11 protein-coding genes and 1 other RNA gene are annotated in these 11,876 nt (G+C 71.2%); 9 read left to right on the top strand and 3 right to left on the bottom strand.

Annotation, left to right across the window (positions count from 1 at the left end; all coding sequences use genetic code 11):
* Positions 1 to 225: 225 nt before the first annotated feature.
* From IE145_RS17570 to IE145_RS17560, 3 genes are all read left to right on the top strand, one after another.
* Complete coding sequence (locus IE145_RS17570) at positions 226 to 1,470, top strand: serine/threonine-protein kinase (protein WP_189525972.1); 1,245 nt, start codon at positions 226 to 228, stop codon at positions 1,468 to 1,470.
* A gap of 82 nt (positions 1,471 to 1,552) precedes the next feature.
* Positions 1,553 to 2,659 (top strand): peptide chain release factor 2, encoded by a 1,107-nt coding sequence (gene prfB / locus IE145_RS17565; RefSeq protein WP_030708835.1) that lies wholly within the window; start codon positions 1,553 to 1,555, stop codon positions 2,657 to 2,659.
* 330 nt (positions 2,660 to 2,989) lie between these two features.
* A complete protein-coding gene (locus IE145_RS17560; RefSeq protein ID WP_189525970.1) occupies positions 2,990 to 3,871 on the top strand; it encodes an LPXTG cell wall anchor domain-containing protein in 882 nt (293 codons plus the stop codon).
* A 186-nt stretch (positions 3,872 to 4,057) separates the two neighbouring features.
* On the opposite strand, the gene IE145_RS17555 is transcribed toward IE145_RS17560, so the two are convergent.
* A complete protein-coding gene (locus IE145_RS17555) occupies positions 4,058 to 4,255 on the bottom strand; it encodes a hypothetical protein (protein ID WP_189525969.1) in 198 nt (65 codons plus the stop codon).
* A gap of 260 nt (positions 4,256 to 4,515) precedes the next feature.
* On the opposite strand from IE145_RS17555, the gene ftsE reads away from it, so the two are divergent.
* From ftsE to ssrA, 5 genes are all read left to right on the top strand, one after another.
* Positions 4,516 to 5,205, top strand: coding sequence for a cell division ATP-binding protein FtsE (ftsE, locus tag IE145_RS17550; RefSeq protein ID WP_003968787.1), 690 nt, complete (start codon positions 4,516 to 4,518; stop codon positions 5,203 to 5,205).
* 54 nt (positions 5,206 to 5,259) lie between these two features.
* Positions 5,260 to 6,177: a permease-like cell division protein FtsX gene (gene ftsX, locus IE145_RS17545; protein WP_010062141.1), complete on the top strand. Its 918-nt coding sequence runs from the start codon at positions 5,260 to 5,262 to the stop codon at positions 6,175 to 6,177.
* Positions 6,178 to 6,245: 68 nt separating this feature from the next.
* Entirely contained in the window at positions 6,246 to 7,433 is a 1,188-nt protein-coding gene (locus tag IE145_RS17540) for a S41 family peptidase (protein ID WP_189525967.1), read from the top strand.
* A gap of 18 nt (positions 7,434 to 7,451) precedes the next feature.
* Entirely contained in the window at positions 7,452 to 7,940 is a 489-nt protein-coding gene (gene smpB, locus IE145_RS17535; RefSeq protein WP_003968790.1) for an SsrA-binding protein SmpB, read from the top strand.
* 98 nt (positions 7,941 to 8,038) lie between these two features.
* Positions 8,039 to 8,425, top strand: a transfer-messenger RNA (tmRNA) gene (gene ssrA / locus IE145_RS17530).
* A gap of 74 nt (positions 8,426 to 8,499) precedes the next feature.
* Here the strand turns inward: ssrA and IE145_RS17520 are convergent.
* Entirely contained in the window at positions 8,500 to 9,375 is an 876-nt protein-coding gene (locus tag IE145_RS17520; protein ID WP_229825622.1) for a hypothetical protein, read from the bottom strand.
* A gap of 65 nt (positions 9,376 to 9,440) precedes the next feature.
* Positions 9,441 to 10,766 carry an MFS transporter gene (locus IE145_RS17515; protein WP_189525965.1) on the bottom strand — a complete coding sequence of 442 codons (1,326 nt, stop codon included), beginning with the start codon at positions 10,764 to 10,766 and terminating at the stop codon, positions 9,441 to 9,443.
* 103 nt (positions 10,767 to 10,869) lie between these two features.
* Here IE145_RS17515 and IE145_RS17510 point away from each other — a divergent pair, with 103 nt between their 5' ends.
* Complete coding sequence (locus tag IE145_RS17510) at positions 10,870 to 11,841, top strand: LysR family transcriptional regulator (RefSeq protein WP_189525964.1); 972 nt, start codon at positions 10,870 to 10,872, stop codon at positions 11,839 to 11,841.
* The last annotated feature ends 35 nt before the right edge of the window (positions 11,842 to 11,876 follow it).

Here is an 11,876-nt window from a genome sequence, read left to right as displayed (position 1 = left end):
CGAAGGACCCGGTGCGGCCCGGCCCGGCCCGTCAACCGGGTCCTGGCCCGCAACCGGTCCTGACTCACAACCGGTCCTGACCCGCAATGTTGTCTCTTTGTCGACTTCTCCGGGCCCATTCCGCCCGGAGAAGTGAAGGTCGGTGCCATCCTGGGCGCGTGACACCCCGGACGCCGCGTAACTTTGTCGACCGGGGGTCCACCGCCAGCCGCTGAGGGAGCAGTCTTGGCACGGAATATCGGCAGCCGGTACACGGCCCACCAGATCCTGGGGCGCGGCAGCGCCGGCACGGTATGGCTCGGCGAGGGGCCCGAGGGCCCGGTCGCCATCAAGCTGCTCCGTGAGGACCTCGCGTCCGACCAGGAGCTCGTGGGCCGCTTCGTACAGGAGCGCACCGCCCTGCTCGGACTCGACCATCCGCACGTGGTCGCCGTCCGGGACCTCGTCGTGGACGGCAACGACCTTGCGCTGGTCATGACCCTCGTACGCGGCACCGATCTGCGCACCCGCCTGGACCGCGAGCGCCGCCTCGCCCCCGAGGCGGCCGTCGCGATCATCGCGGACGTCGCCGACGGGCTGGCCGCCGCGCACAAGGCCCAGATCGTCCACCGGGACGTCAAGCCGGAGAACATCCTGCTGGACATGGAGGGCCCGCTCGGCCCCGGCGGCGCGCACCCCGCACTGCTCACCGACTTCGGCGTCGCCAAGCTGATCGACACCCCGCGCCGCACCAAGGCCACGAAGATCATCGGTACGCCGGACTACCTGGCCCCCGAGATCGTCGAGGGCCTCCCGCCGCGCGCCGCCGTCGACATCTACGCGCTCGCGACCGTGCTGTACGAGCTGCTCGCCGGGTTCACCCCCTTCGGCGGCGGCCATCCCGGCGCGGTCCTGCGCCGCCACGTGACCGAGACCGTCGTCCCGCTCCCCGGCATCCCCGAGGAGCTCTGGCAGCTGCTGGTCCAGTGCCTGGCCAAGGCCCCCGCCTCCCGGCTGCGCGCCTCGGAGCTGGCCGTACGGCTGCGCGACCTGCTGCCCCTGCTGGCGGGGATACCGCCGCTGGAGGTGGACGAGCCGGGCCCGGAGGAGAGCGAGCAGGCCCCGGCCTACGACGAGCAGCAGTACACCCCGGCCGCCGACGAGCCCCGCCGCCGCGGCGCGGTCCCGCTGGTACCCGGCTCCGCCCCCGACTCCAACCGGGACACCCACACCAGCATGCGCGTCCCGGCCCCGGACGAGCTGGCGGGCGGCCCCCTCGGTACGGCGCGTGCCCCCCGCGCCCCGGGGAAGCCCCGCCCCGGCTCCGCCCGGAACAAGGCGGCGGCCGTCCGTAAGCGCCGCATCACCCTGGGTGCCGCCGCCGTGCTGCTCTGCGCGGCCGTCGCGGTCGGCGGGTGGCTGGCCGCCGGTGGCGGCGACGGGGACGGAGCGCCCCAGGACAGCGAGAACTCGGCCCCGGCGACCCCGTGAGCGCACCCCCGCCCCGGGCCGGTTTCCGGGCCGGTTCCCGGGTGAGGGCAAGCTTCATCCGCCCAGCCGTTACGCTGGACCCGTGGCAGTCGTCGATATTTCCGAAGAGCTGAAGTCCCTCTCCTCGACCATGGGGTCGATCGAGGCCGTCCTGGACCTGGATGCGCTGAGGGCGGACATCGCCGCGCTCGAGGAGCAGGCAGCGGCACCGTCCCTGTGGGACGACCCGGACGCGGCCCAGAAGATCACCAGCAAGCTTTCGCACCTCCAGGCCGAGGTCCGCAAGGCCGAGGCCCTGCGCGGCCGCATCGACGACCTCGAAGTCCTCTTCGAGCTCGCCGAGGCCGAGGGCGACGCCGACGCGCAGGCCGAGGCCGAGGCCGAGCTGGAGTCGGTGAAGAAGGCGCTGGACGAGATGGAGGTCCGCACGCTCCTCTCCGGCGAGTACGACGCGCGCGAGGCCCTGGTGACCATCCGCGCCGAGGCCGGCGGCGTCGACGCCGCCGACTTCGCGGAGAAGCTCCAGCGCATGTACCTCCGCTGGGCCGAGCAGCACAACTACAAGACCGAGGTCTACGAGACCGCGTACGCCGAAGAGGCCGGCATCAAGTCGACCACCTTCGCCGTCCAGGTCCCGTACGCCTACGGCACCCTCTCCGTCGAGCAGGGCACCCACCGCCTGGTCCGCATCTCGCCCTTCGACAACCAGGGCCGCCGCCAGACCTCCTTCGCGGGCGTCGAGGTGCTCCCGGTCGTCGAGCAGACCGACCACATCGAGATCGACGAGTCCGAGCTGCGCGTGGACGTCTACCGCTCCTCGGGCCCCGGCGGACAGGGCGTCAACACCACGGACTCCGCGGTGCGTCTGACCCACCTGCCCACCGGCATCGTCGTCTCCTGCCAGAACGAGCGCTCGCAGATCCAGAACAAGGCGTCCGCGATGAACGTCCTCCAGGCGAAGCTCCTTGAGCGCCGCCGCCAGGAGGAGCAGGCGAAGATGAACGCGCTCAAGGGCGACGGCGGCAACTCCTGGGGCAACCAGATGCGTTCGTACGTCCTCCACCCGTACCAGATGGTCAAGGACCTGCGTACGGAGTTCGAGATGGGCAACCCCGAAGCGGTCTTCAACGGCGAGATCGACGGCTTCGTCGAGGCGGGTATCCGCTGGCGCAAGCAGCGGGAGAAGTAGCTTCAGCGGTACGGAGGTTGGGCCCGGGCGGGGATCTGTCCGGGCCCGCTTCGTTGGGGAGGACCTGTGCCCGATACGTCACAGTCGCGCTTCCGAATAGCCGTCAACACCCCTCATATCGGTGCCTAGTGCACGGAACGGCCTTGACGTAATCCTTAACTCTGGCCAGGGTGCTAGAGCAGCATGCGTATGCCTGGGGCGGGTGTGTACCGGGGGGCGGGGCGGGGTGACCACGACATGACGTGGCCTTGCCGAGAGCGATACCCCCAGGGCCCGCTGCCCGCATATGGCTGCTCCACTGACGAGATCGGCTACTGGGGGTAGCAACAGATGACGAAGAAGACGCGTGTTCGCGTCGCGCGGATAGCCGCTGGTGCGGTTATTGCCGCGGGTGCCTCGCTGACTGCGGCCGGCGCGGCGCAGGCGCTGGAGATCGGCGTCGACACCGGCGTTGTGGACGTCCAGGTGCAGGTGGGCGAGAACGACACCGACGGCACCACCGAAGGCGGCGAAGCGGGCGGGGTCGACCCGGGTGAGACGTCCACGGGTGAGACGACCGGTGAGACCACCACGGGCGAGACCACGACCGGTGAGACCACCGGCGAGACCTCGACCACGGGTGAGACCACCACCGGCGAGACCACCGGCGAGACGTCCACCACGGGTGAGACCTCGACGACCGGTGAGACCACCACGGGCGAGACCACGACCGGTGAGACCACCGGCGAGACCTCGACCACGGGTGAGACCACCACCGGCGAGACCACCGGCGAGACGTCCACCACGGGCGAGACCTCGACGACCGGCGAGACCACCACGGGTGAAACCACCGGTGAGACCAGCACCTCGGGTACCACCGGCACCACCGGCACCACGGGTTCGACCGGCAACACCGGCAGCACCGGCGGTACCGGCACCTCCGGCGGCGACCAGGGTGGCACCACCGGCGGCTCCACGACCGGCGGCTCCACCACCGGTGGCGACGACACCGGCTGCACCGTCGACCTCGACGGCGCCGAGTGCACCGACAACACCGACACCGACAGTGTCGGCAACAAGCCGGTCGAGCAGAGCAAGGGCAAGGAAGAGCTCGCCGAGACCGGTGCGGCCGAGACGACCTTCCTGGTCATCGGTGCCGCGACGATGATCGCGGGCGGCATCGGCTTCCGCATCCTGCCGCGCCTGGTCGGCGGCGGCCGCACGGTCGCCTAGGTCCGTCGCGGGCCCGAGGACCGGGCCCGTACACGGCGCGCCACGGCATGACGAAGGGCCCGGGAGGGCGTACGACGCCTCCCGGGCCCTTCTCGCGTGCCCGAACCGCTCAGGCGGGCGTACGCATACGTCTGTGCGCCCCGACGGGGCGGTGAGGGGCGGCCCCGAGGGCCGCGCGAGGTCTGATCAGGCCGCCTGCGCCAGCAGCGCGAGCGCCGCCAGCAGCACCACCATCAGGGCGATCAGCATCGCCGGGCTCATCCCGGCCAGCGGGCCCTGGCCCTGCTCCTCCAGCATCTGCTGCCGCACGGCACGGCAGACGCTGCAACGGCCCTCGCTCACGGGCGCCGCGCAGTTCGCGCACACCAGTCGGTCATAGGTCATGCGCATTCCTCCTCCCGCGCGGCGGAGCCGCTTGCCTGCTTTCTCTCCGCACAACGCTCACGGAAACGCAACCGTTCCCCCCACCACTGTGCCAGCTCGCGGCGATTTCGGCGCGGCCCGCCGGACAAGGTCCGGCACGACCCGTTTCGTACCATGGGGCGATTCGCCATATAACACCCATTGCCGGACGCCGCCTGCACGCGTGAGCCCGGTTCGCGTATGGTCACGCTCACCTACTCCCGGCCGACCGTGGTGCATCCGTGATCCGATTCGACAACGTCTCCAAGACCTACCCGAAGCAGACCCGACCGGCTCTGCGCGATGTCTCGCTGGACATCGAGAAGGGTGAGTTCGTCTTCCTGGTGGGGTCCTCCGGCTCCGGCAAGTCGACCTTCATGCGACTGATCCTGCGCGAGGAGCGGGCCAGCACGGGCATGGTCCATGTGCTCGGCAAGGACCTCGCGCGGCTGTCCAACTGGAAGGTGCCGCAGATGCGCCGCCAGCTGGGGACGGTCTTCCAGGACTTCCGCCTGCTGCCCAACAAGACGGTCGCGGAGAACGTGGCCTTCGCGCAGGAGGTCATCGGCAAGCCGCGCGGCGAGATCCGCAAGGCCGTGCCGCAGGTCCTCGACCTCGTCGGCCTCGGCGGCAAGGAGGAGCGGATGCCCGGCGAGCTCTCCGGCGGTGAGCAGCAGCGTGTGGCCATCGCCCGCGCCTTCGTCAACCGCCCCATGCTGCTGATCGCGGACGAGCCGACCGGCAACCTCGACCCGCAGACCTCGGTGGGCATCATGAAGCTGCTGGACCGGATCAACCGGACCGGCACCACCGTGATCATGGCGACCCACGACCAGAACATCGTCGACCAGATGCGCAAGCGCGTCATCGAGCTCGAGCAGGGCCGTCTCGTACGCGACCAGGCACGCGGCGTCTACGGCTACCAGCACTGACCGAGGGGCCCCGGCCCTTCGTGCATTTCGAGCATCGAGTACTGAAAGGACGCCATGCGCGCCCAGTTCGTCCTGTCGGAGATCGGCGTCGGTCTCCGCCGCAACCTCACGATGACCTTCGCGGTCGTGGTCTCCGTCGCCCTCTCGCTCGCCCTGTTCGGCGGCGCGCTGCTGATGCGCGAGCAGGTCAGCACGATGAAGGACTACTGGTACGACAAGGTCAACGTCTCGATCTTCCTCTGCAACAAGAACGACGCCAAGGACATGCCCAAGTGCGCCAAGGGGGCTGTCACCAAGGAGCAGAAGGCGGAGATCAAGGCCGATCTGGAGAAGATGGACGCCGTCGAGACGGTCCACTTCGAGACGGTCGACGAGGCGTACAAGCACTACCAGGAGCAGTTCGGCGACTCCCCGATGGCGGGCAACATCACGCCCGACCAGATGCAGGAGTCGTTCCGCGTGAAGCTGGACGACCCGCAGAAGTACAAGGTCGTCGCGACGGCCTTCGCCGGGCGGGACGGGGTGCAGTCCGTCCAGGACCAACGGTCCATCCTCGACAACCTCTTCGAGCTGATGAACGGCATGAACGTCGTCGCGATCTACGTGATGATCCTGATGCTCGTCATCGCGCTGATCCTGATCGTCAACACCGTGCGCGTCTCCGCGTTCAGCCGGAGACGTGAGACGGGCATCATGCGCCTCGTCGGGGCCTCCGGCTTCTACATCCAGGCCCCCTTCATCATGGAGGCGGCCGTCGCCGGTCTGATCGGCGGCGTGCTGGCCTGCGCCATGCTGCTCGGTGGCCGGTACTTCCTGATCGACGGCGGCCTCGCCCTCCAGGAGAAGCTGAACCTCATCAACTTCATCGGCTGGGACGCCGTCCTGACCAAGCTTCCGCTGGTGCTCGCGATCGGTCTGCTGATGCCCGCCGTCGCCGCTCTCTTCGCGTTGCGCAAGTACCTGAAGGTGTGACATGTGCCCCCTGGGGCGCACAGGCGATCGCCCGTGCGCCCCAGGGGGTTTGTCCTAGACTCGTCGCCATGTCGGGCTCCGCTCCACGCTTCGGGCCCCGCGGTCTCCGCCGCGGGGCGGCCCTGACATTGGTCTTCGGGTGCGCTCTCGCCACCGCTGCCGCGACCGGTTCGCTGCCGCAGGAACCCGAGCCCGGGCCCGGTCCGCAGACCCGCGCCGTCTCCTCCACCGTCGCCCCGGTCGACCACGACGAGATCGAGGACGCCGCAGCCGAGGCCGAGGCCGACGGCAAGTCCGTGAAGGACGCCGCCGAGGAGGTCGTCAGCCGCAGCGGGGACCGCTGGGGCGCCGTCTACGACCAGCGGGAGTACGAGGAGTTCGAGCAGGCGCTCGACGGCACCTACACCGGCGTCGGGCTCTCCGCCCGGCGCACCGGCCGCGGTGACGTCGCCGTCTCCCGCGTCCAGCCCGGCGGCCCCGCCGACCGGGCCGGCATCCGCACCGGCGACCTGCTGCGCACCCTGGACGGCCGCGCGATCGGCAGACGTCCCGTCGCGGAGGTCGTCGCGTTACTGCGCGGCGACGGTACGGGAGCGGCCGAGGGCAGCCGGGTGGAGCTCGGGCTCGTCCGGAAGGGCCGCAGCTGGACCGAGACCCTGGAGCGGGCCCGGCTGACCACCGAGGCGGTCACCGTGCGGCGGCTGGGCGACGAGCCCTCCTCGGCGGTCCTGGTCAAGGTCGCCGCCTTCACCAAGGGCGCGGGGGCCGACGTCCGGGACGCGGTCCGGGACGCCCCCGACGGGGCGGGGATACTCCTCGATCTGCGCGCCAACTCCGGCGGACTCGTCACCGAGGCCGTGGTCGCCGCCTCCGCCTTCCTGGACGGCGGCCTGGTCGCCACGTACGACGTGCGCGGGGACCAGCACGCGCTCTACGCCGATCCGGGCGGCGACACGGAGCGGCCGGTCGTCGTCCTGGTCGACGGCGGCACGATGAGCGCCGCCGAACTGCTGACCGGCGCCCTCCAGGACCGGGGCCGCGCGGTCACCGTCGGTTCGCCCACCTTCGGCAAGGGCTCCGTGCAGATGCCCAGCAGGCTCCCGGGCGGCTCGGTGGCCGAGCTGACCGTCGGCCACTACCGCACCCCGGGCGGCCGGAACGTCGACGGCAGGGGCATCACCCCCGACCTGGTGGTGGGGGAGCGGGCCCAGCAGCGGGCCGAGACGGTATTGAGTGGCCTCGGGGGTGGGTCGTAGTGCGAAAATGACCGCACTATGGCGAAGGAAAAAGACACCGGGCGCAAGATGATCGCGCAGAACAAGAAGGCGCGGCACGACTACACGATCCTCGACACCTACGAGTGCGGCCTCGTCCTCATGGGGACGGAGGTCAAGTCCCTGCGCATGGGACGGGCCTCCCTGGTCGACGGCTTCGTGCAGATCGACGACCACGAGGCGTGGCTCCACAACATCCACGTCCCCGAGTACGTCCAGGGCACCTGGACCAACCACGCGGCCAAGCGGAAGCGCAAGCTGCTGCTGCACCGGGCCGAGATCGACAAGCTGGAGTCGAAGTCGCAGGAGACGGGCCACACCATCGTGCCGCTCGCGCTGTACTTCAAGGACGGCCGGGTCAAGGTCGAGATCGCGCTCGCCAAGGGCAAGAAGGAGTACGACAAGCGGCAGACGCTCCGCGAGAAGCAGGACACGCGGGAGACGAACCGCGCCATCGCGGCGGCCCGCCGCCGGCAGCGCAGCGCCTGAGCACCCCCTCACGGGGAATACGCTGGCATCGTCCGGCGTTGGTCACGTACGATGGGCCGTGCACCTCAGCGAAGGTGCGCGTTTTGAAAACACCACATGGGGATGATCGGTTTCGACAGCGGATGTCGAAGCAGGGGAAGCGAGTCGAGGAAGCGGCAATGATCTCGTAAACCATATGTCGCAAACAATAATCGCCAATTCCAAGCGCGATTCCTCCGCCTTCGCCCTCGCTGCCTAATTAGCAGCTAGCGAAGACTCTGCGGAGTGTCAGCCCGGGGGTGATCCCGACCCGGATCCTGGCATCAGCTAGGGATCTAAACTTCTCGGTCCGGCCACGGGGCCGAGAAGGAAATCAAACAGTGGCTGGGCCTGTCGGAGGCTTGTTCGCGTGACCTCCGGGGCCGAGAAAAGCGCAGCGAACTGCACTCGGAGAAGCCCTGGTTCCGCACCGTTGGACGCGGGTTCGATTCCCGCCATCTCCACAATTCCCATGTAGGCCGCTGCCCCGCGAGTTCGCTCGCGGGGCAGCGGCTTTTTCACGCCTCCGCGCCGCGCCCGCTCACCACTCACGCCAGGCGTCGGCCTCCATGACGAGCGACGGGTGCCCGGCGACATGCGCCAGCTCTTCCAGGACGAGGCTGATGTCCTCGCGCTCCTCCGTCTCGATGCCCCAGCCCGCCGCCCGGTCGGCGGTGTTGAACCACTGCACCAGCGACTTCAGCACCTTCCGTGCGGCGGGCTTCCGGGGCTCGGGCCCCAGGTCCCGCAGCTCCCGGCAGGCCCGGTGCACCCGCCGTACGGCCGCCCGCCGGAACGCGGCCGGGGGAAACGGCGGCGACGGCGTCCACCGTTCGAACGGGGTCTCGGACAGGAGCTGCTCCCAGGTGAGTGCCGCCAGCCGGTCCGCGTACCGCTCCTTCTCCGCCTCCGCCGCAAGCCTCCGCCGCTCCTCGACCGCCTCCTGCTCCCGCAGCAGTGCCTCCCGGTCGTGAGCCCAGCGCCACTCGCCCTCCACATCGCTGTCGGCCAGGGCGAGGGTGGAGAACGATGTGCCGACGCTCCGGGGAGAGAGGTAGGGAGCGGCCGGCTTCGTCTGCTCGGCGGTGAGCGGGGCGGTGCCCAGCGCGGTGAGGCCGGTCAGCCCGGTCGGGTCGTCCACCCCGCACGCGAAGACCGCAGGACGCCCCGTGTGCGCGAACCGCCGACGCCGCAGCACCCGGTGTTCCCGTACCTCCTCCAGCGCGGGCACCCGGTCCCACACCCCGTCGAAGACGGCCACCACGATCACCTCCGGCGTCCGCGCGACGACCGCGAGTGCGCCGAAGCGCCCGGTCCCGGGCGGGGAGCCGGGGTGGAGCGGCGACGTGCGGAACGCGAACACCGCACCGGGCTCGACGTCCACCGGGCTCTTCGGGCTTCTCTTCGTGGCGGCCATCGGGTCACTGTAGGGGCGGCCCGTGACAGCGGCCGGACGCTCCGGGGGCCGCCCGTGCGGATCCGTCAACAGGCCCGCGCCGGGGTGCGGTCCGGCCTTCGTCGGCCCGCGGCCGCGATGGCCAGCGCGAGGGCCGCCGCCGACATCGGGGCCGCGTAGCCGGGCGCCGTGCCCGCGTGCTCGACCAGCCAGCCGCCCACCGCGGCCCCGGCCGCGACCCCGCCCAGCAGTGCGGTCACCGCGAGCGTCATGCCCTCGTTCAACTGCTCCGGGCGCGTGGCCCGCTGGACCAGCGTCATGCCCGTGACCATCGTCGGCGCGGTCGCCGCCCCCGCCAGCAGCAGGCAGAGGGCCAGGACCGGCAGGGGGGCCGACCCGGTGGCGGCCAGCAGCGGCAGGGACATCAGGGCGGTCATCGCGGCCAGGCACAGCAGCAGCCGGAGGTGGACGTTCCGGGTGGGCCGCAGCGAACCGTAGAGCAGGCCGGCCGCGCACGAGCCCGCCGCCTGGAGCGCCAGGATCGCGCCCCCGGCATGCGCGATGGAGACCACCTCCAGCGACCCGAACACCGCCCCCGTGGCGAGGAACACCGCCAGCAGTGCGGGCATCCCCGGCGTGCGCAGCGGCGAGGCCACCGCCCTCGTACGCGGGGTGACGGGCGGTTCCGTGGCGCGCTGGGCGGCGAAGATCAGGACGCCGGTCATCAGGAGCACCGCCCCCACCAGCGTGCCCGCCTCCGGGAACAGCGCCCCGCAGAGCGTCGCGGCCAGCACCGGGCCCAGCATGAAGCACAGCTCGTCGGCGGCCTGCTCGAAGGAGTTCGCGGTGTGCAGGGCCGCCGGATCGCCCCGGTGCAGATGCGCCCAGCGGGCCCGCGACATCCCGCCGGTGTTCGGGGTCGTCGCGGTCGCGGCGTACGCGGCGAACAGCGTCCAGGCCGGGGCGTCGTGGTGCACGCACAGCACCAGGGCCAGCGATCCCAGTACGGCGAGCGCGGTGGCGGGCACGGCGACGCGCGCCTGTCCGAAGCGGTCCACCAGCCGGGCGGTGAACGGCGCGACGACCGCCGTCGCCGCCAGCCCGGTCGCGGTGACGGCCCCGGCGAGGGCGTACGAGCCCCGGGACCCGGCGATCATGATGACCGCGCTGACGCTGAGCATCCCCATCGGCAGCCGGGCGATGAGGTTGCCCGCCGTGAAGGCGCGGGCCCCGGGCGTCGCCAGCAGCCGGAGGTACGGATTCGACGACGACCGCGCCCGCCGGGGCGCGGCGCTCGTCGGCGCGGGGCGCGGAGCCGCGACCAGTTGCCCGCCGGATACGGCGAGAAGGGGAACGGAGGCCCGGTCGGGCCGGAATGCGGTCTGGGGACGGGCGGCAGGGGATATCGGCATACGGACCAGGCTCGCCGTGCCCCGCCGTCCCGGTCCAACACCTTCTGCGGAGCAATTCACGCGCACGTGTTGTGAATGTGGTCGCACGCGGTAGATTCGCGGCGTGCCTCCCGCCGACACCGACCCCCGACTCCTGCGCGCCTTCCTCGCCGTCGCCGACGAACTGCACTTCACCCGGGCCGCCGCCCGGCTCTTCGTCGCGCAGCAGGCGCTGAGCCGGGACATCCGGCGGCTGGAGCGCGAACTGGGCGCCGAACTGTTCGTCCGCACCACCCGGCAGGTCGCCCTCACCCCGGACGGCGAACGTCTGCTGCCGTACGCCCGCCGGGTGCTCGACGCGCACACCGAACTCGCCGGGGCCTTCAGCGGCGCGCCCGCCCGGCCGCTGCTCGTGGACCTGAACAGCGACGGGGCCACCGCCGCCCGGGTGCTGGGGCGCGCCCGTGAGCTGGCGCCCGAGTGCGAGCTGATGGCCCGCTTCGAGTCCGGGCTCACCTGGGCCGCCGCCGAGATCCTGGCCGGCCGGCTCGACGCCTCCTTCGGCCGGGCCGCAGGGCTGGCCCGCGCCGTGCGGGCGGGGCTCTCCACGCACCCTGTGCGGTACGAGCCGATGGCCCTGATGCTGCCGCTGTCCCATCCCCTCGCCGAACGCGAGACCGTCGCCCTGGCCGAGCTGTCCGGCGAGACCGTCTACGCGGGGGCCGGCAATGAGCGGACCCGGGAGTGGACCGACCTCGCCGCGTCGCTGTTCGCCGAGTGGGGCATCGTGATGGCCCCGCCCGTTCCGCTCGCCGTGGGTGTGGCCGAATTCCAGCGGGTCATGGAGAAGGGCGGGTACCCCGTGCTCGCTGTCGTCGACTTCCCGCCGCTGCCCGGGACCGTGCTGCGCCCGCTCGTCGACCCGGTTCCGCTTTCGCCGGTGTCGCTGGTCTGGCGGAAGGGGTTGCGGCATCCCGGCGTGGACGCGCTGCGCAACGCTACTGACCAGTTGGCCCTTGCCGAGGGATGGCTGGTCCGGCCGTCCGGGGCATGGTTGCCGGAGTCCGATCTGTCACTGATGCGCAACCGTTCCTGATCAACTCCGTTCAGGGGCACTTGGGCGTCAACGTC

Source organism: Streptomyces sindenensis, assembly GCF_014649035.1.
In the GTDB taxonomy this organism is placed as follows: Bacteria; Actinomycetota; Actinomycetes; order Streptomycetales; family Streptomycetaceae; genus Streptomyces; species Streptomyces sindenensis.
Note: the sequence above shows the minus strand (reverse complement) of the source record. Positions and strands in the feature narration are given on the sequence as shown.